The sequence below is a fragment of the Flavobacterium sp. genome (assembly GCF_030146175.1).
GTDB lineage: Bacteria > Bacteroidota > Bacteroidia > Flavobacteriales > Flavobacteriaceae > Flavobacterium.
The window spans coordinates 24452-51337 of sequence record NZ_JASLCE010000081.1; the positions used below are offsets into that span (position 1 = coordinate 24452).

The window sequence follows — 26886 nt, forward strand, 5'->3', positions numbered from 1 at the left end:
ATGCGGATTATATTTTGCGTTTGTTGTTCTTTTTAAGCGCCAGTCGGTATTCGGCCAGAATGATTTTCACATCGTCACTCATTTCATTGTGTAAATCGGCAGCCGAGATTGTATTATAACCTTCTTTATATTCTTCTTCGCCTTTTTTATTCTTCCCTTTGCGTCCTCTTAGGTTGAGATCTTTATCAATTATAAAAACATTGGGCGTTCTCAGGTTTTTATCCAGCTTGCCAACCAGTTTAAGCGCATCGTAATAGGCCTGGATTTCTTCCGGCTTGGCAAATACATAATGCCACACTTTTAAATCGGAAATTCCGCTTAATTCCGTTTTTAACTGGCGTGCCTGATCTTCGGTTCCTTCGGGTGCTAGCATCACCACCTGAAAATCGGCAAACTCTCTGTTTTTATTATAGATTTTCTGATCGAGGTTAAAGGCGTCTCCTTTATTGATCAAGATTTCGGATCCGGGGAATCCCAGAATCGTGATTTTATCTTTTAGACGAATGGTATCGCCGTCAAGTGATTTCCAGTTGGAAAGTTCCTTGATATTAGGTGTTACGGTAGGCAATTTTGCAAAACTGTTTACTCCGGATGCGAAGAACAGATAAGCACATATAGGCAATGCAAAAAGAACGGTGAGAACAATATATTTTTTCATGGGATATACCTGAATTTTAGTCTTCACAAAATTAAAAAAAGGCGGTTGAATAACCGCCTTTTTTATAATTTAATATGCTATTAAAAAATCCATCTGTAATCGGAATTTTTAAACACATCAAAGATATAATTACCTTCTACCAGTAAGATGAACACTAAATAGATAATTAAAAAAACCAGAGGTCCAACAATTGACCATCTGAAACTTCCTTTTTCTCCTTCAAGGTGCATGAAGGCCCACATGATATAGTAAGCTTTCACAACGGTTAAGATAATGAAAATCCAGTTTAGCAAATTCATCGACAATAGATTTGTCATGTATAATGCTTTTGGTTTATCGATACCTAAAATAACTTCGATGATTGTAATTACGGAAAGGATTCCGAAAACAACCCATATTCTTTTTGTATTTGATTCGTGCGCGGTATGTGCCATGATATACTTATTCTTTTAAATCAATTAAACTAAATAGAAGAATGTAAATACGAACACCCAAACTAAATCTACAAAGTGCCAGTACAATCCAACTTTTTCAACCATTTCATAACTTCTTCTTTTCTCGTATGTTCCTAAGATCACATTAAAGAAAATCAAGATGTTGATCAATACTCCGGTAAATACGTGGAATCCGTGGAATCCTGTAATAAAGAAGAAGAAGTTTGCGAATAATTTATGACCATACTCGTTGCGGATCAGGTTTGCCCCTTCCACTACATATTTAACGTCATTTAATTTTTTCAATGATTCTTCTCTCGACAATACGGTTTTCGTTTTGTCTTTTGTATTGAATTCCGAACGAATCAATAGATCCGGATTGGCTTTGAATCCTTCTACAACCTGCTCTACAGAATAGGTAGGAATAGCATGCGATTCGTTCATATACCAAACCCCTTTATTTCGGGTTAATTGTTCTCTTTCTTTTGGAAGGTGCGCAGCAAAATCACCCAACGCTACTCTTTTTCCGTCTTTATCGACGAACTGAAGGATTAAACCTCCTTTAGTTTCCACAGCCCCGTAAGTACCCTGGATAAAGTTTTTCCATTCCCATGCCTGAGATCCCAAGAAGATAAAACCACCAATGATGGTTAAAAGCATGTAAACGGCTACTTTTGTTTTTTTCATGTGATGTCCTGCATCAACCGCCAATACCATGGTTACGGATGAGAAAATCAAAATAAATGTCATCAATGCCACGTAATACATCGGTGCATCAACGCCATGCATGAACGGGAAGTGATTAAAAACCTCGTCCGCAATAGGCCAGGATTCTATAAATTTAAATCTTGAAAAACCGTAGGCTGCTAGAAATCCAGAAAAAGTCAAGGCATCCGATACGATGAAAAACCACATCATCATCTTACCATAACTTGCTCCCATCGGCTCATTACCGCCGTCCCAAGTTTTTCCATTAGTAGCTGTTGTAGTAACTGTCGCTCCCATTATAAAGTAATTAGTTAAAAAGTTCCCAAATTTACATTTTTTTTCTATTTGTAGAAATAGAAAAATAAAAACAAATACACCCAAAGAAAATCAAGAAAGTGCCAAAACATCGCACCTAGCTCTATACCAAGGGTTTGACCTGAATTGTATTTTTGTTTAAAATGATTATAAATTATGATCAAAAGTGCTATTAAACCCCCGAATAAGTGGGCTAAGTGGACAATTACAACCACGTATAAAAACGAAGTTGTGATCGTACTCTCACTTCCGGTAAAAAAATAACCGCTTTCGATAACTTGTGCAAAACCTTCAAATTGCAATACCACAAAAGCAATTCCCAAAGCCAATGTAAGCCATAACAAATTGGTAGTCGCTTTTCTGTTATCTTTCTGAATGGCTTTTTTAGCCAGATGAAAAGTCACACTACTCAGCAACATCACTACCGTACTGGCAATAAAAGCACTCGGCAGGGTAAAATCCTTTAACCAATCCGGTCTGGACTTACTCACCACATAGGCACTTGTTAAGCCGGCAAACACCATCACAATACTGATCATCGCGAACCAAAGCATCATCTTATACGATTTTGCTTTTCTTTCGTTATGTTCTTCCACTGACATTTTCATACTATTTATTGCACTCATATAGCCTATCGTAAAAATTTATCTATAACATATACCAATTGCAGCAACGAAATATACGAAACACTCACCAACATTAATTTGCGGGCCGCTTTTTCGTCCATTTCTCTATATAATTTCACTGCAAAATACAACATCCAAAGTCCTAAAAGCAATACAAAACCAGCCGCTACATAACTCAGTTTTAAATCACCTGTAAACCCAACTACCGGAATCAACGAAGCGATGATCAACCAAACAGTATACAATATCGTTTGCAAGGCGGTTTTCTTATCCTGTTTTCCTGTTGGCAACATAAAGAACCCGGCTTTTTCGTAGTCTTTATACAAAAACCAACCAATAGCCCAGAAATGCGGGAATTGCCAGAAAAACTGAATTAGGAAAAGTGTTCCGGCCTCAATACCAAATTCATTGGTCGCCGCTACCCACCCTAACATAAACGGAATGGCACCCGGAAAAGCACCTACAAACACCGAAAGTGGTGTCATGGTCTTTAAAGGCGTATAAACACTGGTATATAAAAATATGGATATTGCGCCGAACATGGCCGTTTTCGGATTGATCGTATACAAAATAGCGATCCCGACAACGGTAAGCACGGCTCCTAAAATAAAGGCAGTTTGTTTGGAAATTCTCCCGGAAGGAAGTGGTCTGTTTTTGGTACGATCCATCAACGCATCCAGATCTTTTTCGATGATCTGATTAAATACATTGGAAGCCCCCACCATACAATAGCCACCAATTCCAAGTAGTATAAAAGTAATCCAGCTAAAAGGCGTTTCATCGGAAACTCCTAATAAATAGCCTACTATAGACGAAAAGACAACACTAATAGCCAGTCCCGCTTTGGTGATTCCTTTAAAATCCGCAAATAAAGAGGTAAGTGAAATTGTTTTTTCTGAAGCGTTCAAGGCAGTTTTCATTATTATTTATAAAAACGGTGCGCAAATATACTTCAAAAATTAGTTTTCATCAAAAGTAAACCCTTAAAATCAACCGCAAACAGCAGTTTTAACAAAAAAGAGAGGTCTTTCGACCTCTCTCCATATTTTTTTATTGTTTTTCCAATAGTGTCTTCATATCCTTCAGACCAGTATCCAAAGCACCGCCCAATTCTTTTTCCATATCCATAAACAGCAGTAGCAGATTCATCGGATAGTTTATCGAACCTTTAAAGCCCCATTTGACTTTGGTTTGATTTTCCGACACCGCTTCGGTTATCATATACGCATCATCATCGGCTTCCATAGGCTCTTTAAAACGCAGCTTCATATCCACACGATCGCCATCGACAATACGAACAATTTCCTGTTCGCCTTTTCCAACTTCCCTATTGGTACTTTCCCAGGCATAAACAAAACCAACTTCTCCGTCGTTTCCTTTATACTCTCTTTTCATCGCCGGATCTTTCCGATTCCAGACACTATAGTAATCCTGGTTTTTAATATGCTTTATATAATCGAACACTTCCGCTTTAGGTTTGTTGATCACTACTTCTCTTTCAATAGCATAGTCTTTTTTCACAAACAAACCCGCCACGAGTAACAATACGATAACCGCCAGGAAGAACAGTATGATATTTTTTATGATTCTCATAAAATGATGTTTTTTATTGGTTATAATTCTAAAATTACAAAAAATAATTAAAAATCATAGTACCAATTAAACAAATCTACCCGCAAACCAACTGAAAACCAGGTTGTCGAACTTTTTACTGCACTTGGCGTTTCGGTAGCCGGATCAAAGTTTCTATAAATCACATTTCCGAAAAGTTTCAGGTTCATCGCCGGATTTACCAGATAACCCGCCTGAAGATCGGCTATTAAAACATTCGTTTTATTTCCTTGTCCGGTTACCACTCCGGTATCAAAAGGACGGTCTTCGTCATAATTACGGTAGATATCACCGCCGTAATTATAGGTATTATCCGCCGTGTTAAAATCGAGTCCTCTTTGTCCGTAAATCAGTTTTGCATCGACAAACCAGCGTCCATAATAATAACGGGCAATTCCGACCACTTCTTTCAGATTGGCACCCCAAAGATGTCCCATACTTTGGTTATTATGTCCGTAGTTCGTTAACACATTACTATGCGAATACACATACGGACGCACATAATTGTATTCGGCCTGCAACATCAGGTTTTTAATCTTAAATGCATCGTAATACTTTCCACCAATCTGGAAGCCGTATTTATTTTTCCAGCTTCCATTACCCGCTTTAATATCACTTAACGAAAACTCATCCAACAGGAATTGTCCGTAGATATTCATTTGGTTGCTCAGCTTATATTTCGACGTAAGTCCCAAAACGGCATTTCCGCTTTTGGAAGACGATGTAAATTCAACGGCACGATAAAAAATGATCGGGTTAACAAAGCTAAAATCAAAACCACGGTCGTTGGTATTACTCCAAACCACCGATTCAAAGAATCCCATATTCCATCGTTTGGAAACATTCCAGCTCAGGTAGTGATTGGCCATATATTTGGTGGCGTATGTCTTTTCGGCTGTTACATCGGTACGAACATCTTTCAACCACATATAGGTATTGGTATATTTAATTTTCCAAAACGTCGTATTGATTTTAAAATACGGATACGGACTGGCCACATCGCTAAAAATCAGTGAGCGGTATCCATCTCCAATAAAATTCCGTCCGTAACCCAATTGCAGGTTGATGAATTTATTAGGCGTATACGATATATTGGCTTCCGCAAGCGGAAAATCGTAGCCATCTCCATTAAATTCTTTAGCGATCCCGATACCCGGAATAATCGCCGGATTTCCACCCGATGGCTTAATCGATTCAGCATAACGGTTGTAATAATCCGCAAAACGCCCCTGACTTTCATAAACCGAACTCGAGAACGTTAGCTGCTCGCCCAACGCCCCCTGAACATGTACCCCGCGGGTGTTCACATAGGTATATTTGAGTTCGCTATCCATATCTTTCCCAACGCGCAGGTCGAAAATCGGGTTGATCGTAAACCAATAGCCGTCACCCTGAATGGCAACCAGGTTTTCATTCCAGAGTTTTCGTCCCCACCAGGAGGTTTTATTTTTGAGCAGTTTTTGCTGTTCCTTATCGAAATCGTAATATTTGGCCACTTCCGCATAAGAATACGGTTTGGAAGCCGAATGGTTATTACTTCCCACCTGATTTACGGCCGCATCGAAAACGGCATAATTCTGATGTGAAAAAGGAATATTCAGATGGCTTTTAAACTGCGGGTTCCGAAAGGGCTTGCTAACAATTTTATCAAACTCATCCAGTTCCTGTTGTACTTTTGGATTGGTTTTTCCGGAAGTAGTCGCTACAGCTGTTGTTTCATCCGATACCGATTTTTCCAACGGAATAGCGATACGCACCGTATATTTAGCATAGGTTGCCCTACCTGCAAATTTTGCCGGTTCTACTTTTTCGAACTGCGCAAAAACTCTTTTGGTTTCCTCTTTCAGTTCGGGATAGGCCGCATCGATATACAAGGGTTTAAATGTCCCGGTCGAATCGACTTCAAACAAGGCAATAACCGTTCCCTTATAATTCGCATCGGTTACCTGCTGTGGCACTTTAAAATGCGAATAGAAAAAATCCTGAACTTTAGCATTAAAGCAGGATTCCTGCTCTTTTTGCGGTTTATCTTTACAGTCCTTAAAAACCGGAAACTGTTCGTTTTCGGTTTGTGAAAACGCATTTGTCAATCCAAGTGACAAGAACAGGGCACACCATAAATACCTCATGTAATACCGGGTTTAATATTCACTATTTGATTGCTCTCCGTTGGCAATAGCTTTCGCCGAAGAGGTTCCGATTCGTTTTACACCCAAACGCACCATTTCCAGTGCTTCCTCGTATGTACGTACACCACCGGCTGCTTTTACCGGTAGCGGAAATGAATTTTCCAGCATTAGTTTTACGGCCGGCACAGTCGCGCCATTTGGCTTCCCGTCTTCGGTTTTATAAAATCCGGTTGATGATTTCACAAAAACCAATTCGTATTGATTTTCTTTAAAATTGGCAATAACGACGTTTTTGATCAATGCCGATAGCTGTACGATCTGATGGTCGTTTAAAGCCGCTACTTCGATGATCCATTTTACGATCTTGTTATGCGATAATCCCAAACGGGTACACTCCAGGACTTCTTTTTTTACTTTATCGGTTTCACCGCGTTTAAATGCTTCGTAATCCGCTACAAAATCAAGATCGTCTGCACCATCCTGAATGGCCTGTTCCGCTTCATTTAATTTCTCTTCCAATGTTCCGTTACCGTTTGGAAAATCGATAACCGTTCCGATGGTTACCGCTGAATTATTTTCAGCGATCATCGTTCGGGCCATCGCTACCATATCCGGGCGAATCATAATCAGTTTGAATTTTTCCCGAATTGCTTCCGCAACATAGTCGGCAACAATTTTTCGGTTCTCCGTTTCTGAAACACCAGCCTGTTCGGCGGTTTTTAAATAGGTCGAGTCTAAATAATTTCTAATATCCATGGTATAAAAATAAAAAAATCCCACAAAAGTGGGATTACTATGTTGCAATTAATTTAGTCTTTCAGCTTCTGACTTCTGTTTATGTAAAGCAATGCTATTGCTATAAGTCCTCCTGTGGTATTGGCCAGCACATCTAAAATGTCGGCCGATCTGTTTTCTGTAAACAAACCCTGACAAACTTCAATTCCAACGCCGTATAAAAACCCGAAAAGAAATACGATTCGCAGTTTTTTTACCAATGGTTCTTTTGGGAACTTGCTATCGAGTGTCCGAAACCACAGAATGGTAAACAGAAAGTAAAAAACAAAATGTACAAACTTATCTTTAAAAGGAATTTTTCCGCCCACATCCGTATTAATGGTTATCAGACAGGCAATACCTATCACTAACGACCAACCTAATGCGAGTAAAAGATTGAGTTTACGCACCAATCAAGGCTTTATAATCTTCGCTTGACAAAAGTTCTTCTACTTCTGCCGGATTGCTGATTTTTACTTTAATCATCCATCCCGCTCCGTAAGGATCGCTGTTAACACTTTCCGGTTCTGACTCTAAATCTTCGTTAAATTCAATGATCTCTCCTGTTAAAGGTAAGAACAAATCCGATACTGTTTTTACCGCTTCAACGGTTCCGAAAACTTCGTCTTTATCCAGTGTCTGATCCAACGTTTCTACTTCAACATAAACGATATCTCCTAATTCTTTTTGTGCAAAATCAGTAATTCCAATCGTTGCAACCTCGCCGTCAAGGCTTACCCATTCGTGATCTTTTGTGTACTTTAAGTTAGATGGTATATTCATTGTGTTTATTTTTATTGACAAATGTAATTTTATTAGCGGTAACTTTAAAATGTTTTCCTTATTAATTTCCAAAGTTATAACGCAGTGTAAAACCGGAGCGGATGTTCGTCATCGGGAACGAAGTCGAGATCACCGCCTGTGAGAACGAATGGTCATAATAGAAAATCGCTGTCAGGTTTTTACTAAACATATAATCGGCTGTTAATTTTAGCGACCAGATATCCTGACCACCAGCCAACTGGTTATTATCGTAATCCAAATAACGAACGATTGTCTGGTTTTGACGCAATGTTAAATTCGCTTTCAGGTTAATATCACTACGAATCACACCCATTGGATTATCGGCCAGTTTGGAGTTGATCGTAACATCTTTAAAACGATATCCAAATTCCAGTGTATATTCATTTCCTTTTACCTCGGTTAACAATCCGTTATCGAAACTCAACGACAAGCTTCGGTCTTTTTTCATTTCGGCCAAAATCTTGAATGAGTTTTTCATTTCAAAATCCACGCGCATCAATGGGTTAAACTGTTCCACTAAATTGACATTCGCTACAATCGTTTTTACCGGATAGTTTCCTGTTGTCGGGTTTATAGCATTCGGATCGGCATCGTAATCGAAATTCGAACGGAATGAACTTACCGTATACGAGGCACGGTATCCGTGTTGTAACGAGAATCGTTTAAAGTTTTCTTTAAAGAATCCATAGCGCATCAATCCGGTATATTTTATATTCCAGTTCGGGATTGGCACGTCGCGGAAAATTCCTGTCGACACACTCGAAGCACTTGTTCCGGTATAAGCGGCAAGGAACGACGGTAACAATACCGCCTGACTGTTTCTTCCAAATCCAACCGGATAACCGTCCGGAGTGGTGTTATTCGGATCCAGTCCTCTTTCGGTTGCCAAACGTCTTGCAATTGTCAATCGGTTTTCTCTGAAATCGTTAAACGCATCCGAACCGGTTTCATCACTTCTTGAGAACGCTGTTTTAATCAACACAGTCGAAATCGAGAAGTTACCAAAATCGTAAGGTGAACGGGCGTTATAGTTTCCAAAGGAATCCACATCATACTGTTCCGAGAAATTCTGTGAATAGGTACGATTCGCATTTAAGTCGATTTTCAAATCATTAAACGGTTCTACCTGTGCGGTAATATCCAATAATTTATTACGCACCTGTGTAAAACTCTGGTTGAATTCCGGATAGTTGGTTAACCATCCGTTTTTGGCTGCTTCATAACGAATATCCGACTGGCTACCCATAATAAATCCTAATGTCGGTTGCATGGTTCCGAAGAAACCTACTTTAGGTAAATAACCCGGAAGTACCGTACCACCATTATCGGTATAGTTAATCTGAATATTTTTCACACTGGTTGCCAATCCGATCAAACCGTCAATAATCACATTCGGTTTGTCTTCCGGAGCTTGCTGGATCTGGGTAATTTTCTGACCCGGAACCGGAGCTTTCGGAGCCGGTGTATTGGCTTTTGGCGCCGCTTTTCTACGTTGTTTGGTTAGACCGATGTACTTATAGAAGTTATCCATCGTCAATACCGTATTCAATCGGTGTGATGCCGCATTCTGGATCGTGTTACCCAAATCGTAACCATCGATTGATGAGAAAGCATCCGACGAACGTTGCCAGTTGTAATCACCGGTATACGTATAGGTTGATTTCACAAAGCTTAAGAACGGCAGTTTGTTTATCGGCAGATCGTAATTTACGTTTAGCTGTTGCGTATGGTTATTCGGTTCTCCGATATCAAAATAGCTATCCCAGATAGTATTTGTCGGATCCGGTATTTTATTTTCATCCAGGTAATTTCGAACGATGTTATTCGATGACGCACTATAATTAATACGCAGCGATTTGGTTAGATTATAATTAAACCCGTATTGGTAATTGAAGAAGTAATTTCTTCTGTACAACGGATCGATTGCAATACCTTCCACACCATCTACCTGTCGGAACTGTTGTCTGTTGTACTGACGTAAAATTGTCGAGCTGAATGAAATGGTTGTTGGCAAATAATTAAAGTTAAAGTCGCTCAACATTTTCCAATAGCTGCTTTTCTTCATGAACTTCGTTTTCTTAAACGGCTCTACGGCTTTTGGTTTGAATGTATAGGCATAATCGGCTGAGGTTTTCACCTGCTGATCCACCAAACTTTCCACTTCAAAATCGTGGTGTTCCATTTCGTTAAACGAGTACGACAAGGTAAGGTTTTCCACATCATACACGTGCTGTTTCTGTTCCGGTGCACGGTCTTTTTTCACTCCGATAAAGTTGATACTTTTTCGTTTGGTATAATCGATCGCACGGTTGCGGATATTGTCTTTTTCGGCGCTATCGGCGGTTACATCCAACAACTGCTGTAATTTGATATCCTGATTAAACGGATCGTATTCCGGTGTAATGATTTCCTCACCTACTCCGTAGTTAAACGGCAGGTTGATTCCCCATTTCTTAGGCAATAATTTTCCTAAGTTAATATTGGTAACGATGTTGTATTGTTTTACATCTTCACGACTTCTTTCGTTTGGTCCCTGTTCCAGTGTTCCGAAACCGATGGTACTCATTCTACCGGTAGCCGAGATATTCATAAGGTCGGCAAAGTTAGTGTCCAAATTGGCAATAGCCGCCATACCGCCTTTGTTATCCATTTCGGACATACGCAATTCGTTAAACCAAACTTCCCCGCGCACTTCCTGAGTGGAGATGTTTTTTACCCCGACCATTAAGGTACGTACCAAACCAAAGTTCGGGTTACCTTTAATACCTAATGTCAGCATATTTGGTTTTCCGCTCAATGACGGATCCAGGACATCCTCACGTGCATATCCAATACCGGTTAACGGATCAACCGGGTTTGGCAGGTTCCCCTGTAATGCGAGCACTTTTAACTTGGTTAACAATTCCAGACGTAAATCGATCTCGTTATCCGAAGGCCAGATTTCTTCCGCCGAACGCGCCGAGAAAGCCGTTGGTTTTAACGGAATCTCCACCTGGTAGAAGTTTTGCGTAAAGTCATTACCAAAACGGATAAACGCCACCATCTGATCGGCCATTAACGGTTGTGTTTCGGCCGGTGGTTGTAACGCTTCGGCGTGAAGGAACATTCGTAGTTTTTTAAACTGACGCATGTCCACACTTACGTTTTTAAACACGGCTCTGGCATCACCCGGCTCCAAACCTCCCAGTCCCGGAAGGGCAGAATCTTTTTTGTAAACACGTAACGATAACGATTGCTCGTTTTGGTTGATAATCGTGTTGTTATTGTATAATTGTTCGCGGGTTACTCCCGGAGGCGTTACATACGGAATTGGCAAACGGTTACCATTTTCCTGAATGTTTACAGCCACTACGTCAAACCCGGTATTGTCATTTTCGTTTTGTTGTTCGGTTTCGTTAGGATCCAGTGTTCCGGTGTAACGTCTCCATTCACCACGTACTAAGTCTAAAGCACCGAAACGCAATGTGATCTGATCGGAGAAGTTCGACATGAACATTCTCATAAAACGGATCGAGCGGAAATCGGAAATCGAACCTTCCTGATTGGCACTGGTTGCTTCCAGAATTGGAATTTTATATAAGATCCAACGTACACGACCGGTACCACCATTAGCAAGATCAACGTTATTGTTTACACGAACGTCGGCAATAAAATCCTGTCCAACCGGAACTTCACCCGGATAATACTTCACCGGAACTTCAAACTTCCAATACGCATTGATCGTATTCATCGTGTTATCACGGTTGATATCCTCTACATCCGGTAAGGTTGTCGATCCACGGTTGGTATCCGAAACAGCGATTGGCGAGTTCCCTTGAACACCGTTATAATTACGGTAACGCTGGATAATATTTCCTTGTGCATTTAAGAAGTACTGGTAGTTATCGGCAGCCGGATCGGGATTACTGGCAAAAGCTGGGAATTTTGCTGCTTCTTCAGCATCGTTCAATCCATCCAAACCAACATCCTGTGCTTCACGATTCCCTTCATTGGTATCGAAAGCGTAGATTAACGATTGCGACGCCGGTACGTTACCCCAAGGACCTTGCGGTTGTACCAAAACCTGATTTGGTCCCAAACCATTTTCATAGAATTTTCTTCCGTCTTTTAAGATGTCTTCCGAAATCTCACCAATATTGAAGGTTAATTTTCCTTCGTTGGTTGTAATCCCCTGAACATCGGAACCGTAATACGGGTCCATCATCCAGAACTGGATATACTCCACATTCGACTGTTCGAAGTTGGTTGAGTTGATCGCTCTCATAATACCACCCCAGTTATTTTGTGGGTTGGCTATGGAGTTGTCGGAAGGATTTGCCAACGGGCTAAAGTTATACGGTCCTCTTTCTTTTGGATAATACGTTAAATCGAGCGTATTGATCACCGTACTTTGCCCTTGTGCAATATCAGTAACCGGATATAACTCCTGACTATAAATACGACGGGTACGGTTTGAAGAGATATCATCTACTGATAATCCGGCCGGTAATTGCGATGAGGCATAGAACGTCGGGTCAATGGAGTACCACGATAATTTCGCTCTTCGGAAACCATAATCCGGAGCCGCCAATTCGTCTCCGTAGCCAACCGGCGTACTCGCCAACGACCAGGCCTGAGCCGAACGCATGTCGATTGTAGTTTGCGAACCTTCGAAGTCATCGATATAGGTTGTCGCTTCTCCGTTAAACTGATCCGCAGTAGAAGCACCCGGTTGTAAATAGGCGATCTCTCCACGGAAGGATAAGTTCGACGGCACATCGGTATCCACATTCGGAAGTTTGTTTACCAAACGGGTAAAGAATGGTACTTCGGTAGAGAAATTGGTATTCAAACCATAAATGGTATTGTTTACCGATTCCTGACCGTAGTTTGATTTTTGTGTAAACGGACGTTCTGATAATCGCAGGAATGTACCCCCTATCAAGAATTTATCCGAGAATTTGTGTTCCACGTTTAAACCGTAAAAACGTCGGGTTTGCTGACCAAAGATGGCGTTGTTTTCCAACGACACTTCGATCGGAATACTGGATGCCTGTAGCGAAGGATCCAGGATTTGCACCCGCCCTCTCTGGTAGTCTACGGTATAATCGACACCTTCAACCAAACGGCGTCCACCGGCGGTTACAACAACCGATCCTTGCGGTACGTTAAAGGCTCCAATTGCAATACCGTCTCCTCCTGAGGATTTGAATTTACCTTTTAACTGGAATTTATTTTTATCACTATCCTGTAAAGCACCGGCCTGCGTGGTTTTATACAGGTTTCGGAATACATATTTACGCTGGTTGGCATTATAATCGATACCGCTAGTTACGTCTCCATCATAATTTTCGTTTCCGTTGGATCGTAATTTTTCAAAAAGGTGATCCCCGAATGGTTCAACCGTTGTAAAGATAATCCGTCCATTTTGCTGATCGACCGTAATACCCGGAACAAAATCAAAGAAACCATCCCCTCCTACTTGCGGGTCATTGGTATAATTCAGACGGTCGACATTGAAAACTTTGATCAATGGGGTATTTTCCACATCACCCGGTAACGGAATCGCGGGTTGCGATCCACTGCCCGGACCTGCCGGAACGATATAGTTTAACGGCGAAGGGTCGGTATATAAAATATTAAAACGGAAATCTTCCTGAGACAACTGGTAAGCACCCGGGATCTGGTAGATATTTTTCATCATCAAATTCCAGATCGGTTGGTTTACGTTGGTCAGGTTACTTTTTAATAATTTTACGATAAGACTTTGAGTAGACGGGATTCCGTTTTGAACCTGTGTAGCATCGATACCATCGGTTCCGAATTCCCCAACCTGGTATACTTTATCTCCCACGGTATACTGATAGGCTACTGCCAGTACTTCGTCGTTTGCCAAACGTTGGTTTAACGAGATGTATCCCAATTGCTGGTGATAGGTATATTCGTTGGATGATAATTTCCGCGCATTTTCCAATTTAGCGTAATCTTTTCCTTCGATAACATTATAGGCTGGCACACTAAATCCGGCACTTCCGTTTACAATTTCACGGATACCCGAATTCAGGTAGTTGGTTCCGATCGCTCCCGGATCGAATTTGTTATTTTTATTATCAACAGGTGCGCCCGCTGGCTGGTTAAAAAATCCGCCGGAAGGTATTCCGATGATGCTGGCATCCGGTACGCCAAGTTGTTGTGCCTCTCCCAAATCCTGTAACGCCATAATGTTACGCAGGTTGTTATCGGTACCACTAACTCGGTTTTGTTTGTTGGTGATCCAAACTTCCACACGGGTAATTTGTACCCGGCTGTTAATTTGCGGATACTGCTTTAAGGCTTCGTCATAACGATTACGGAAATACTGCGATAGGAAATAGTGTCGATCGGAATCATAATCCAATGCAAACAACTGGAATTCCTGAATGGTTCCACCACCTTGTGCGGTAACGGTTTTGGTTTGTGATTTTTGTTCGGAGAAAACCCCGGTAATGGTCGTCTTTCCAAACTGGAATTGTGCTTTCACCCCGAAAAGACTTTGCGCGCCACGGATCAAAGAACTGTTTAGCGGCAAGCTTACGTTTCCGACTTCGATCTTTTTAATAATATCGTCTTCGGTTGGTGTATATTCTAATTTAATTAAATTCTGGAAAGCAAAAGTCGACTGGGTATCGTAGTTGGCATTTACATTTAAACGGGTTCCCACTTTCCCCTGTAAACTCAAACTGATTCGCTGGTCGAAATCGAATGTAAAGGTCGATCTATTTCTTGGGGAAAATGCCGGGTTATCCTGTTTGGTATACCGCATTCCCAAATCCACTTCTACGGATCCGAGTGGTTTTACATCGATTGTATTTCCTCCAAAGATGGCTTCGAAGAAATTGGAATTTACATAATATCGTGGTAATAAATCTTTTTTCGCATCTTCGCTACCTGCTTTTTTACCGTCGATAGCACTGGATTTTTTCTTGAAATAGTCTCGCATGGACTCCCGCAACACCAACTCTTCATATTCCTTTGGCGTTAGGATGATCGGGTAATTAATATTAAAACCGTCAAAAGTTTTGGTATAGATATAACGATTGGTTACCGGATCATAGGTATAAGCTTCCACAATACTTTTCGGATTGGAGATATTGAGTTTTCCTACTGAAGAACCGGTTTTAATAGAATCCTGTTCTTCTTCATCAACCTGAGCCTGGACAGAAAAACAAAAGAATAAAACCAAAATCGTGAGTCCGGTCTTTATCTTCTTAAAAAAATCATGCGAGTAAAATGTTTCCAAGAATTATAAATTTTTTAAAGCTAGTTTAATGATTGATTCCACAGAAGCATCTGGATTATCTTTAACAATTTTATCAACTACTTTTTCGGCTGATTTCCGCAGGAATCCTAAAACCTCCAAAGCTGATAACGCTTCATTTTTATTTGTATTGCTTTCTACTGCCGAAACTTCCTCTAAATTATAAACTTTAAGTACCTTATCTTTCAGATCAAGGATAACGCGTTGCGCTGTTTTAGCTCCAATTCCTTTAATGGATTGAACCGTCGCGACATCGTTATTGGCTATGGCGTGAATGATTTGTTGTGGAGGAATAGACGACAACATCGTCCGTGCTGTTCCCGCTCCGACACCGGAAACGGAAATCAACAGTTTAAACAGTTCTCTTTCGGCTTTTTCAACAAAACCAAAAAGGGTATGCGCATCTTCTTTAATCTGAAGAAAAGTATAGAGCTTAATATTCTCATTATCTGGCAATAACGAAAACGTATGGAGCGAGATATGGATCTGATATCCTACGCCATTACAATCTATAATTACCTCTGTTGGCGACTTTTCGGCAAGCCGTCCCTTAATATGTGCAATCATATTGACCCGTATTCGTTATTACCAAAAATAAGAAAAATCTTTTACTATCCTAATTTTATAGTGCAAAGTCACTATTTTGTCCGGTTACCGGCAATTATTTCTTTACTGTTTGTTGCTTGAAACGTTTCTCTTTTTCCTGAGCATCGACAACTGCAACAGCCGCCATATTTACCATTTCTTCTACGCTGGCGCCTAATTGGAAAATGTGTACCGGTTTTTCCAATCCTAACATGATTGGTCCGATCGATACGGATTTATACAACTCTTTTATCATCTTATAGGTGATATTCGCCGCGTCCAGATTAGGAAAAATAAGGGTATTTACTTTTTTATTAGCCAGTTTTGAGAATGGGAATTTGCTTTTTAGCATATCCGAATTCAAAGCAAAGTCGGTTTGAATCTCACCGTCCACAATTAAATCCGGGTGGTTTTTATGCAAATAGGCCACTGCTTCACGTACTTTGGAAGCGCCTTCATTTTTAGATGATCCGAAGTTCGAGAACGACACCATTGCAATAACCGGTTCCATACCAAACATTTTTACTGTTTTGGCAGTCATTAAGGCGATTTTTGCCAGGTCTTCTGCCGATGGATTCGGATTGATTGCCGTATCGGCCAGGAATAATGGTCCGCGTTTGGTCATCATAAGGTTGGTGGTTGCCACACGTGACACCCCAGGTCCTTTTTCGATTAGCTCCAACATTGGTTTTACAACTGTTGGATAACTTCTGGAATATCCGGTTACCAAAGCATCGGCTTCACCTTCATTAATCATCATCGCTGCGAAATAGTTGCGTTCGCGCATCCATTTCTGAGCATCCAATAAAGTTGTTCCTCTTCTTTGACGGGCTTTCCAATATACTTCTGCAAAACGATTTCTTCGTTCTTCCTCTTCTTTGGTTTTCGGGTCGATAATCAACACTTCCTCTTCGAAACCGATTTCCGCTTTTAATTCCAAAATGGTTTCGCGGTTACCCAATAAGATCGGTTGTCCGATACCTTCTTCCAAAACGATCTGCGCTGCTTTTAACACATCCAAATGATCGGCTTCGGCAAAAATAACACGCTTCGGATCTGTTTTGGCACGGTTCTGTAATAGTCGTAGCATTTTGTTATCCGATCCCATACGTTCCAATAATTCCTCGCGGTATTTATCCCAGTCGGTGATTGGTGCTGTTGCCACTCCCGATTCCATCGCCGCTTTGGCTACAGCCGGTGGTACTTCGGCGATCAATCTTGGATCAAACGGTTTCGGAATGATATAATCTCTACCGAAAATTAATTTGGTTTCGCCATACGCGATATTTACCTGCTCCGGTACGGATTCTTTGGCCAGATTAGCCAAAGCCACTACCGCAGCTTTTTTCATTTCTTCGTTAATTTTGGTTGCACGAACGTCTAAAGCTCCTCTAAAAATAAATGGAAACCCAAGTACGTTGTTCACCTGATTAGGATGGTCGGAACGACCGGTAGCCATAATAATATCTTTACGGGTTGCAATAGCCACATCATAATTGATTTCCGGACGCGGATTAGCCATTGCAAAAACGATTGGATTATCGGCCATTCCTACTAGCATATCCGGTGTTACGATATCGCCCGAAGACAAACCGATAAACACATCAGCACCCAACATGGCATCGCCAAGAGAAGCGTATTCTTTGTCGGTTGCATATTTTGCCTGCATTTCGGAAACTCTAGGATCTCCTTTGCGCAGCGCTCCTTTACTGTTAAACATTACGATGTTCTCCTGTTTAACACCAAACGACACATACAGGTTGGCACAGGCAATAGCCGCCGAACCCGCTCCGGAGATTACCATTTTCACATCTCCCATTTTCTTACCGGCCAATTCTACAGCATTCAATAAGGCCGCAGCCGAAATAATCGCTGTTCCGTGTTGGTCGTCGTGCATTACCGGAATATTCAGTTCTTCCACCAATCGTCGTTCGATTTCAAACGATTCCGGCGCTTTGATATCTTCCAGGTTAATCCCACCAAAAGTTGGTGCGATATTTTTTACAGTTTCAATAAATTTATCTACGTCCTTGGTATCCACTTCAATATCAAACACATCAATATCGGCGAAGATTTTAAACAAAAGTCCTTTTCCTTCCATTACCGGTTTTGAAGCTTCCGGTCCGATATCGCCCAACCCCAAGACAGCCGTTCCATTGGAAATCACCGCTACCAGGTTTCCTTTGGCCGTATACTTATACACATTGTTTACATCTTTCTCAATCTCCAAACATGGCTCTGCAACTCCCGGTGAATATGCCAGTGCCAGATCGCGCTGTGTTGCATATTTTTTGGTGGGTACTACCTGGATTTTTCCGGGTGTAGGTTTCGCATGATATAATAAAGCCTCTCTTCTTTTGCTGTCTTTATGCATAGTTTTTTATTTTACTAACTCACAAAGATAACGGTATACACATAATTTTAGAAACTTTTAACAGCGAATATTTTAAAAACAATGCACTATTACAGTAAATCAAAAAGCCAAAAAAAAAGCAAGACTCTGATTCACAAAAAGATAAGAAGGAGTAGTATTTAGAATTATTCTTTTAAGAAATTCATGTTGCGGATTAATCCTTCGTATTTGGTTCGTTTTACGGCCGAATCCTTAAAAACTTTCCGGAAGGTTTCATCGGTTATCTCTTCCCAGTCTTTTTTAGAAAAGGACAATATCGATTCATTGGGTTTGAGCAGCGGTTCCTGATGCGGTTTTGAAAAGCGATTCCAGGGACATACATCCTGACAAACATCGCAGCCAAACATCCAGTCGTCGAATTTCCCTTTTACTTCCGACGGGATATTTTCTTTTAATTCGATTGTAAAATACGAGATGCACTTGCTGCCATCTACTACATAAGGCGCTACAATCGCTTCAGTAGGACAAGCATCGATACAGGCGGTACATTTTCCGCAGTGATCGGTTGTTGCATTGTCGTAATCCAATTCCAGATCAACGATTAACTCGGCGATAAAGAAAAACGAACCCACCTGTTTGGAAAGCAGGTTACTGTTTTTTCCGATCCATCCCAAGCCGCTTTTTGCCGCCCAAGCTTTATCCAGAACCGGAGCCGAATCGACAAAAGCCCGACCGGATACTTCTCCGATCTCATTTTGGATAAAAAACAACAGTTCCTTTAGTTTTTCCTTGATCACATGATGATAATCCTGACCGTAGGCATATTTTGAAATCTTATAACTCCCGACGTTCTGTTTGACTTCGGGATAGTAATTCAGGGTTAACGAAATAATACTTTTGGCATCGTCGACCAACAAAGTCGGATCAAGCCGCTTGTCGAAATGATTTTCCATATACCCCATTTTCCCGTTCATTTGGCCATTAAGCCACTTTTCCAGTCGGGGCGCTTCGGCTTCGAGAAACCCGGCACGGGATATTCCACATGACAAAAAACCGAGGCGTTTGGCTTCGGTTTTTATCAATTGGGTATATTTTTCCGTATTATTAATCATGGTTATTAAAACAATCCTCCCTGAATACCGGGACGGGTTTTCCCCAGATGATGGTAGGCTTTTTCGGTTACTTCACGGCCACGTGGTGTTCGGACAATAAACCCTTCCTGAATCAGGAATGGTTCGTATACTTCTTCGATTGTTTCACCACTTTCGGATACCGCTGTTGCCAGTGTTGACAATCCAACCGGTCCGCCTTTAAACTTATCGATAATCGTACTCAGGATTTTATTATCCATTTCATCCAGTCCGTGCGCATCTACATGTAAGGCTTTAAGGGAGAAACGGGCAATTTCCACATCGATTCTTCCATTGCCTTTTATCTGAGCAAAATCGCGGACACGACGTAGCAATGCATTGGCAATACGCGGTGTTCCCCTACTTCGGCCGGCAATTTCGATAGCTGCTTCCATCGTGATTGGCATTTTTAAGATTGACGCACTACGTTGTACAATCGTGGTTAGCAATTCGGTATTGTAATATTGTAAGCGGCTTTGGATTCCGAAACGAGCCCGCATCGGTGCGGTCAGTAAACCGGAGCGCGTTGTCGCACCAACCAATGTAAACGGACTAAGGTTTATTTGTACCGTTCTGGCATTGGGTCCACTTTCGATCATGATATCGATTTTAAAATCCTCCATAGCCGAATACAGGTATTCTTCTACAATGGGACTTAGGCGGTGAATCTCGTCGATAAACAACACATCCCGTTCGTCCAGATTGGTTAACAAACCAGCCAGATCGCCGGGTTTGTCCAATACCGGACCGGAAGTGATTTTGATATTTACATCCAGCTCATTCGCCAGAATATTGGCCAGAGTGGTTTTACCCAAACCGGGTGGCCCGTGGAACAAGGTATGATCCAGTGCTTCCCCTCTAAGATTGGCAGCCTGTACAAACACTTTCAGGTTTTCCAGTACCTGATCCTGTCCGGTAAAATCGTCAAAAGACAACGGTCTTAATTTTTTTTCTAAATCAAGTTCCTCCGGATTGTATCGTTGGTTAGTCGGATCTAAATGCTCATTCATTTGGCAAAGATAGGAAATGTTTGGCTGGGATCAAGCGCATTCTTACTACGCAACAATCGCTTCCCATTCCGGGTGTCTTTTAATATAGGCCGCCACAAAAGGACATAATGGTACCAATGAATAGCCATTATCTTTTATATAGTGAAGTGTTTTCAGAACAATGGCATTGCCAATGCCTTTCCCACCCAATTCGGCCGGAACTTCGGTATGGATGAGGTATATCTTTTTGTCTTTGATTTTATAATCGATAAAAGCGATATGCCCGTCCACTTCCAGTTCGAAGCGGCTTTTCGCTTCATTATTCGCTAGCTTTAAATGATCTTCCATTTTATTTTTTGTTATGGTAATAGGACAAAGCACCAGAGGGGCATTTTTTTATTTGCTCCACAATCTCATCCGAGCCCGCTTTACGTACTTCGATCCAGGGTCTGACTTTAGCCCGGAAAACTTCGGGTAGTCCGCGAACGCAATTTCCGGAATGTTCACATAATTGTTGCTTCCAAACTACGGTAATTTCACCATTGGAATATTCTTTTGGACTTTCCATAATGTCTTGTTTTTGTCTTTATGAAAGTTACAAAAAAAAGCATAATAAAACGCATTTTTCATATATTTATCCCCAATAAATCAACAACAACACATGCAAAAAGAAACCCCAACATTAAAACGGGAATTAAGTCTTCTGGACGGAACCATGCTGGTAGTCGGCTCAATGATTGGTTCCGGAATTTTTATTGTCAGCGCCGGGATTACCCAGAATATCGGAAGTGCCGGATGGCTTATTGCCATTTGGGTTGTATCGGCTTTGATTACTATAACAGCAGCGGTGAGTTATGGCGAGCTAAGTGCCATGTTTCCACACGCCGGCGGACAATACATCTACCTCAAGGAGTCCTATAACAAACTGATTGCTTTTTTATACGGATGGAGCTTTTTTTCGGTTATACAAACCGGTACGATTGCCGCTGTTGGCGTAGCGTTTTCTAAATTTACCGCCTATCTGATTCCGACGGTAAGCGATACCCATATTTTATTTGAGATTGGTACGTTTCAATTAAATGCCGCACAATTGGTTTCGATAGCTACTATTATTTTCCTAAGTTATATCAATAGTAAAGGTGTCAAAAATGGCAAATACATTCAAACGGTCTTTACGATTACCAAGATTGCGTCCTTATTCGGATTGATCCTTTTCGGTTTTATTCTAGCCGCAAAAGCCGAAATCTGGAATGCCAACTGGGCCGATGCCTGGAATGCACAAACGTTTAACAAGGACACCAATTCCTGGGTTGCCATTTCGGGATACACGTTGGTTTCGGCTATTGCCGCCTCGATGGTTGGTTCGTTATTTTCCAGCGATGCCTGGAATGGGGTGACTTTTATTTCGGGTGAAATCAAACGACCGGAACGAAACGTAGGACTGAGTTTGTTTTTAGGCACCCTGATCGTGAGTGTGATTTATATATTGGCTAATGTGATGTATGTGGCCGTAATGCCATTAAACGACATTGCTTTTGCACCATCGGAGCGTGTTGCCGTAGCGGCTTCCCAACATATTTTTGGCGCTACCGGTACGATTGTGATCGCGGTAATGATTATGATTTCGACTTTTGGTTGTAATAACGGATTGATTATGGCCGGATCACGGGTATATTACACCATGGCCAAAGACGGCCTTTTCTTTAAAAAAGCAGCCGAATTAAACAAAGCAAGTGTTCCGGGTTGGGGTTTATGGATTCAGTGTATCTGGGCGTCTTTTTTATGCCTTACCGGAAAGTATGGGGATTTGTTGGATTACGTAATGATCATTGTAATTATCTTTTATATACTGACGATCTACGGTATTTTTATTTTACGTCGCAAAATGCCGGATATGCCACGACCGTACAAGGCGTTTGCCTATCCGGTATTACCGGCATTATACATTATTGTAGCCACTGCTATTTGTGTAGCTTTATTGATCGACCGAACCAGCACCTGCGGTTGGGGCGTATTGATTATGCTCGCCGGAATCCCGGTTTATTACCTTACGAAACAGAAGGAGCGTAAAGAGTAAAGAGAAAAGAACAAAGAGAAAAGAGACAAACCTATCGGAATAAAGTTCTGACAGGTTTTGAAAACAATATTAAAAAAAGCCATCATAATGATGGCTTTTTTTTGATATTATCCTTGCGGTTTTAAAACCAGTGCCGCTTTGTTAAAATCGGCAGCCGCGTTAATTACCTCTCTATAGGACGGATATTCCGAAACAGGATAATTAATATCATTATAAAATTCCTCAATCTCAACAACAAATTGGTTATCAACAATTTTAACATTAGAACTAAACTTAACTATTGTTTTATTCTCACGTTTTAGCTCCTTGTTCTGTATAAAATCCTTATAACTTTCAACGGTGTATCCTTTTGGTATCGTAAACACTATTTTATGTTGGTATTGCTTTGCATAATTGGTTGCAATTGGCTTTTTCCGGGTGGTTTCCTGATACAAGTCGTTTTGCTTTCCAATGACTTTACCAAGATTAACCATCAGATAGTTTCCTGCACTTTCTGTAAAATCGGCTACAGTCTCCGCTTTTAAATTTATCTCAAAAGGTGTATTCGTATAATTGTTCGAAAACTCCTCTGCTTTAAAACCATAATCGTTCAATTTGATTTCCATACCCTCCAAAGCGATATATTTTACAAATTTTTCAATTGCCTCTTTTTCATCATTTACTTTCAATTCCTTAACAAATCCTCTTGTCGCCTGCCCCAAATAACCCGTTGCGGCTATTTTTTTCTCCAGAGTAGCATTTTTACCGTCATTGGTTAATGCGACAACAGTCTCCGTGGCTTTTCGGGTATAATCCGCATTGGTTATCGGAAACTGATGTACTTCAACTTTATAATCTGGTTTCGTTGGATTGCTATAATCATAGACCACTCCTCCTGAGTCTTGTAATTCATATTCCGTAACCGGGCCGTAACTTATATAATCTTCTGTAGGCGTAATGTACTTCTTCGTTTCCGGTATATAGAACACGATCTTATGCGGTACTACACTATAGAATATATCCGGATGCACTATCCCTACAAAACGATCCACGCCAAAAATCAACTTAAACGGAATCTTCATTTGCTGCAATGTTAATCCATAAAGCGACACCATTTCCATACTACTCAACTTCTGCTTTCCTGTCGCCAGTTCCTTAATTTTAGACGCTTCTCCACGCTGTCTGAATTCAAAGTTATCTTTGATATAATTATCCAGAATCGTTAATCGTTCGTCTGTACTTTTCGTAGCATCATCCAGTTTCAAATCTTTTAAGAAGTCTTTCGACTTCCCTTTGGATATTTGTGTTTTATTAAACTTTCTAAATGCCGCGTCAAAAAAGGAGCCCCAGTGTCTAAAAGTCCCTAAGATTGTCGCCTCGTATACAATTTTATTGATCAGCAATGTGTTCTTTGCCTCTTTTTCATATTTATAAGCCGGGATATTTTCGGCAACAAACACGTAGCCACTATTATCTTCCCATTTCGAAAACAAATCGCTTTTATCATATAAAAAACGTACGCCCGGGTTACCGCTAAGCTGGAATTGTGCCCTTAGCAAGGGTACTTCATATTGAAAGATCTCATAGTTGGAAGCAATCGGCACTTCTTTTAAAATATAATAGTACTCCAGAATATCTCCTTCCTCCACACCTTCAAAGACCAATGATTTGATTTTGTCTTCCTCTGTTTCTATAATTTTATCTTCCGACAACACATTTATCGTTCCATTGGGTTTTATAATCCGGGCATGAAAATCTCTTACTTTTAGCGTTAATCCGTTAACGGCGCGCACTTTATTATATTGGTTAATCACATCCTTTTTATTAATCTTCACCGCCATATGCTTCATCATAAAAGAGGAGTAGCCATAGCCTCCCATTCGCAAGTGAACCCAACGATTGTCTTTTAAAACAATAGCGGGAAAATCTTGATATCGTTCCGGTATGGTGTCGAACACAGGCTTTTCGTCCCAGGAATAGTCTTTGATTTTCTGGGCATCTACCTGGAAAACCACAAACAACAAGAGCAATTGTAGCATTAATTTTTTCATGCTTTTTTCAGAATTATAGATTGATTATATTGATTTATAAGTTGATTGACTATATCGTTCCACTGTTGGAAGTTTTCTTTTTCCAACAATAGTGCCGTTGAATACACTTCCTGTTTTACGATTAATAGATTATTTTTTTGGGTGTAGCTGATCTGAAAACCTAATAATTCGTTTTCCTGTTTGTTATTTTTCGGCAAATATTCCACAGTATAGCCTTCCGGAATTTCGATAGTATAGGTAATATCATTATGTTGTTCAAAATCATTTTCAACCGGATATTTCCGTTTGTCGACATCAATCAGAGCACTCTTTAACGGGAAAAACAAAATCGGTTTTACAATTAGTTTCCCCTCGATATTCTTAGCCCAGTTGTCCAACTTTAGTTCATATTCAGCATGCACTGGTGTTGTCTCATACGGTTTGATTGAAGTAGCGACAATTTGGATTTCGGCTTTGTTATTTGTGGCGAGCAAAAGACTTTTCCAGATTTCATTTTCTTTCTGATAATTATTCGCTAGCATTCCGGCTAAGCGCATTTTATAGAATCCGGAAAAGTTGGCTTTAACCTTTCCAATCAAAGCGTTGTCCAATATTTTTAAATCCGCATTCAGGTTTATTCCGTTAGTCTTTTTGTCTATTATCGGTACTTTTTCGATCACATAGCCATCGCCCAATCCAATTAGCGCTTCTTTACCCTGAATCATATCGGTAGGCATAGGGAATTGTGAATATTTACCGGTTGCGTCTAAAAAATATTTCTTTCCATCCAGTTCCAGACAGGTGATCATGTGATTGTCCGCCAAAGGTGACGGCAATTCTTTGTAGGTATAATTTCGCTGACGTGTTCCAATCCATGTTACATACGATTTAAGTCCGGCATAACGCAACAGCTCATTTGTAATGTTAGCCATATCTTTACAGTCACCATATTTACGGGTAAAAACCAAAGCAGCATCTCTCGGAACAAATCCCCCCATTCCGTCTTCGTAGGCCACGTAATGCAGGTTTTCCTGTACCCAATCGAATATTGCTTTTGCTTTATCGTAATCGGATGTTTTCCCTTTAATTAACGCTTCTGCTTTTGCTTTAACAGCCGATTGATCCGACTTATTCATATCCTTAACCAGAGATCGATACCAATTGTACAGGTTGTCAGAATTTCCGAGCATTTCCTCTTTCTTTCCGTTAACCGTATAATTATTGATATAATACACTATATGTGGCACAACATACGATGTTCCCGGCATGTCTTCTTCCGGTTCAAAAGCCGGAACATTCTTCATCTCCCAGGTATATAGTACCGTATCACCTTCCGTTACTTTATTGAAAACAATTTTATCCCGATCGTAACCAAACAGGCTGTACCCAATCTCAACTGATTTCGGGCATTTAATCGTTAACTTGGCGGATTCGACTTCAATCGTATTCTGAAAATAAAAACCATCCAGCAATTTTGGCTCATAATACTCTTTTTTATACTTCAGATTGAGTAGTGAATTATCCTGAACATTAAGAAAGTGAATCGTTTTCTTTTTGTAATCGCTATGAAAAATATTATCCAGAAACACATCCGAAGTAACAGCCGTGCTATTGGAATAGTTCTTATTGGTTGCTAAAATAGTTGTATTTGCCGTGAGTCCGTTGATATCGCTAAAAGAGTCATACGAAACACTTTCAACCGTATGTTGTCTTTCTTTAGCTTTAGCAACAAGCTTACTATAGGTTACTTCATTTTCTATTCTTAGTTTCTTATCATTCCGTATGGTGACCGACTCATTGTAATAGATATACTTTGATTTATTGTTCTGTCCCCAAAGCGGAGCCGATAGCAAAAGCAATAGCAAACAATGCAATATTCCCTTCATCAGATAAAAATTAATGACACATAAAAAAGCCTTCCCGTTTGGGAAGGCTTTTGCAAACATATATATAATATTCAAATAATCCTAGTGGTGTAATTGTTCTTCACCTGGCTTCATTGGTACATTCTGAGGAACGAAATCTTCATCATGTCCTGGTTTGCTATAGTCATATGACCATCTGTAAACTTCAGGAATTTCACCTGGCCAGTTACCGTGAATGTGCTCAACCGGAGTAGTCCACTCTAATGTGTTCGATCTCCATGGGTTTTGCGTAGCTCTTTGTCCTTTGAAGATACTATAGAAGAAGTTCCATAAGAATACCAACTGGAATGCAGCTCCGATTAAAGCGAACATTGTGATTAGTACGTTAACATCTGCTAAATCATCAAATAAAGGGAAAGCGGTGTTGGTATAGTAACGTCTTGGAAGACCTGCCATACCGATAAAGTGCATTGGGAAGAAAACTCCGTACGCACACACTGCTGTTACCCAGAAGTGGATGTAACCTAAGTTTTTGTTCATCAT

General features: G+C 40.6%; 21 protein-coding genes. 1 reads left to right on the forward strand and 20 read right to left on the reverse strand.

The genetic code is table 11. The features are described 5' to 3' along the window. Positions 1-7: 7 nt before the first annotated feature. The 17 genes from Q1R07_RS09790 to Q1R07_RS09870 form a co-directional block, all read right to left on the reverse strand. Positions 8-658: a hypothetical protein gene (locus Q1R07_RS09790; protein WP_300489270.1), complete on the reverse strand. Its 651-nt coding sequence runs from the start codon at positions 656-658 to the stop codon at positions 8-10. An 80-nt stretch (positions 659-738) separates the two neighbouring features. Further along, positions 739-1092 (reverse strand): cytochrome C oxidase subunit IV family protein, encoded by a 354-nt coding sequence (locus Q1R07_RS09795; protein ID WP_136403856.1) that lies wholly within the window; start codon positions 1090-1092, stop codon positions 739-741. 24 nt (positions 1093-1116) lie between these two features. Beyond that, positions 1117-2097, reverse strand: a complete 981-nt coding sequence (locus Q1R07_RS09800; protein ID WP_300489274.1) for a cytochrome c oxidase subunit 3 — start codon at positions 2095-2097, stop codon at positions 1117-1119. 44 nt (positions 2098-2141) lie between these two features. After that, entirely contained in the window at positions 2142-2723 is a 582-nt protein-coding gene (locus Q1R07_RS09805) for a cytochrome c oxidase subunit 3 (RefSeq protein ID WP_300489327.1), read from the reverse strand. A gap of 23 nt (positions 2724-2746) precedes the next feature. Beyond that, a complete protein-coding gene (gene cyoE, locus Q1R07_RS09810) occupies positions 2747-3649 on the reverse strand; it encodes a heme o synthase (protein WP_300489330.1) in 903 nt (300 codons plus the stop codon). 142 nt (positions 3650-3791) lie between these two features. After that, complete coding sequence (locus Q1R07_RS09815) at positions 3792-4334, reverse strand: SRPBCC family protein (protein ID WP_300489277.1); 543 nt, start codon at positions 4332-4334, stop codon at positions 3792-3794. Positions 4335-4381: 47 nt separating this feature from the next. After that, positions 4382-6481, reverse strand: coding sequence for a gliding motility protein RemB (locus Q1R07_RS09820; RefSeq protein ID WP_300489279.1), 2100 nt, complete (start codon positions 6479-6481; stop codon positions 4382-4384). A gap of 12 nt (positions 6482-6493) precedes the next feature. Beyond that, positions 6494-7237, reverse strand: a complete 744-nt coding sequence (deoC, locus tag Q1R07_RS09825; protein ID WP_300489282.1) for a deoxyribose-phosphate aldolase — start codon at positions 7235-7237, stop codon at positions 6494-6496. A gap of 53 nt (positions 7238-7290) precedes the next feature. Then, positions 7291-7665, reverse strand: a complete 375-nt coding sequence (locus tag Q1R07_RS09830) for a VanZ family protein (protein WP_300489285.1) — start codon at positions 7663-7665, stop codon at positions 7291-7293. Next, complete coding sequence (gene gcvH / locus Q1R07_RS09835) at positions 7658-8038, reverse strand: glycine cleavage system protein GcvH (protein WP_300489288.1); 381 nt, start codon at positions 8036-8038, stop codon at positions 7658-7660. Before gcvH ends, Q1R07_RS09830 begins: the two co-directional genes overlap by 8 nt. A gap of 61 nt (positions 8039-8099) precedes the next feature. Beyond that, entirely contained in the window at positions 8100-15317 is a 7218-nt protein-coding gene (gene sprA / locus Q1R07_RS09840; protein WP_300489291.1) for a cell surface protein SprA, read from the reverse strand. A gap of 3 nt (positions 15318-15320) precedes the next feature. After that, a complete protein-coding gene (gene ruvA / locus Q1R07_RS09845) occupies positions 15321-15902 on the reverse strand; it encodes a Holliday junction branch migration protein RuvA (RefSeq protein WP_300489294.1) in 582 nt (193 codons plus the stop codon). 94 nt (positions 15903-15996) lie between these two features. Then, the gene (locus Q1R07_RS09850) at positions 15997-18294 is read right to left on the reverse strand and encodes an NADP-dependent malic enzyme (RefSeq protein WP_300489297.1); all 2298 of its coding nucleotides are present in this window, start codon (positions 18292-18294) and stop codon (positions 15997-15999) included. A 164-nt stretch (positions 18295-18458) separates the two neighbouring features. Further along, positions 18459-19385, reverse strand: coding sequence for a tRNA epoxyqueuosine(34) reductase QueG (gene queG, locus Q1R07_RS09855; RefSeq protein WP_300489300.1), 927 nt, complete (start codon positions 19383-19385; stop codon positions 18459-18461). A 5-nt stretch (positions 19386-19390) separates the two neighbouring features. Then, a complete protein-coding gene (gene ruvB, locus Q1R07_RS09860; protein ID WP_300489303.1) occupies positions 19391-20413 on the reverse strand; it encodes a Holliday junction branch migration DNA helicase RuvB in 1023 nt (340 codons plus the stop codon). Positions 20414-20458: 45 nt separating this feature from the next. Continuing rightward, a complete protein-coding gene (locus tag Q1R07_RS09865) occupies positions 20459-20740 on the reverse strand; it encodes a GNAT family N-acetyltransferase (RefSeq protein WP_300489306.1) in 282 nt (93 codons plus the stop codon). A gap of 1 nt (position 20741) precedes the next feature. Next, the gene (locus tag Q1R07_RS09870; protein WP_300489309.1) at positions 20742-20960 is read right to left on the reverse strand and encodes a (4Fe-4S)-binding protein; all 219 of its coding nucleotides are present in this window, start codon (positions 20958-20960) and stop codon (positions 20742-20744) included. A gap of 93 nt (positions 20961-21053) precedes the next feature. On the opposite strand from Q1R07_RS09870, the gene Q1R07_RS09875 reads away from it, so the two are divergent. Beyond that, complete coding sequence (locus Q1R07_RS09875) at positions 21054-22469, forward strand: amino acid permease (RefSeq protein WP_300489312.1); 1416 nt, start codon at positions 21054-21056, stop codon at positions 22467-22469. A 107-nt stretch (positions 22470-22576) separates the two neighbouring features. Here the strand turns inward: Q1R07_RS09875 and Q1R07_RS09880 are convergent, their stop codons facing one another. The 3 genes from Q1R07_RS09880 to Q1R07_RS09890 all read right to left on the reverse strand — a co-directional run. Beyond that, entirely contained in the window at positions 22577-24499 is a 1923-nt protein-coding gene (locus tag Q1R07_RS09880; RefSeq protein ID WP_300489315.1) for a DUF3857 domain-containing protein, read from the reverse strand. Next, on the reverse strand, positions 24496-26364 hold the full coding sequence (locus Q1R07_RS09885; RefSeq protein ID WP_300489318.1) for a transglutaminase-like domain-containing protein: 1869 nt from the start codon (positions 26362-26364) through the stop codon (positions 24496-24498). Before Q1R07_RS09885 ends, Q1R07_RS09880 begins: the two co-directional genes overlap by 4 nt. Before the next feature lie 81 nt (positions 26365-26445). Next, positions 26446-26886, reverse strand: a 441-nt coding sequence (locus Q1R07_RS09890; protein WP_300489321.1) for a cbb3-type cytochrome c oxidase subunit I, incomplete at its 5' end; no start/stop codon positions are given.

Bases quoted from the DNA above. Each gene is read 5' to 3' on its own strand.
- Q1R07_RS09790 (WP_300489270.1), bottom strand. From the start codon at position 658: ATGAAAAAATATATTGTTCTCACCGTTCTTTTTGCATTGCCTATATGT.
- Q1R07_RS09795 (WP_136403856.1), bottom strand. From the start codon at position 1,092: ATGGCACATACCGCGCACGAATCAAATACAAAAAGAATATGGGTTGTT.
- Q1R07_RS09800 (WP_300489274.1), bottom strand. From the start codon at position 2,097: ATGGGAGCGACAGTTACTACAACAGCTACTAATGGAAAAACTTGGGAC.
- Q1R07_RS09805 (WP_300489327.1), bottom strand. From the start codon at position 2,723: ATGAAAATGTCAGTGGAAGAACATAACGAAAGAAAAGCAAAATCGTAT.
- Q1R07_RS09815 (WP_300489277.1), bottom strand. From the start codon at position 4,334: ATGAGAATCATAAAAAATATCATACTGTTCTTCCTGGCGGTTATCGTA.
- Q1R07_RS09820 (WP_300489279.1), bottom strand. From the start codon at position 6,481: ATGAGGTATTTATGGTGTGCCCTGTTCTTGTCACTTGGATTGACAAAT.
- deoC (WP_300489282.1), bottom strand. From the start codon at position 7,237: ATGGATATTAGAAATTATTTAGACTCGACCTATTTAAAAACCGCCGAA.
- gcvH (WP_300489288.1), bottom strand. From the start codon at position 8,038: ATGAATATACCATCTAACTTAAAGTACACAAAAGATCACGAATGGGTA.
- ruvA (WP_300489294.1), bottom strand. From the start codon at position 15,902: ATGATTGCACATATTAAGGGACGGCTTGCCGAAAAGTCGCCAACAGAG.
- Q1R07_RS09850 (WP_300489297.1), bottom strand. From the start codon at position 18,294: ATGCATAAAGACAGCAAAAGAAGAGAGGCTTTATTATATCATGCGAAA.
- queG (WP_300489300.1), bottom strand. From the start codon at position 19,385: ATGATTAATAATACGGAAAAATATACCCAATTGATAAAAACCGAAGCC.
- ruvB (WP_300489303.1), bottom strand. From the start codon at position 20,413: ATGAATGAGCATTTAGATCCGACTAACCAACGATACAATCCGGAGGAA.
- Q1R07_RS09865 (WP_300489306.1), bottom strand. From the start codon at position 20,740: ATGGAAGATCATTTAAAGCTAGCGAATAATGAAGCGAAAAGCCGCTTC.
- Q1R07_RS09870 (WP_300489309.1), bottom strand. From the start codon at position 20,960: ATGGAAAGTCCAAAAGAATATTCCAATGGTGAAATTACCGTAGTTTGG.
- Q1R07_RS09875 (WP_300489312.1), top strand. From the start codon at position 21,054: ATGCAAAAAGAAACCCCAACATTAAAACGGGAATTAAGTCTTCTGGAC.
- Q1R07_RS09880 (WP_300489315.1), bottom strand. From the start codon at position 24,499: ATGAAAAAATTAATGCTACAATTGCTCTTGTTGTTTGTGGTTTTCCAG.
- Q1R07_RS09885 (WP_300489318.1), bottom strand. From the start codon at position 26,364: ATGAAGGGAATATTGCATTGTTTGCTATTGCTTTTGCTATCGGCTCCG.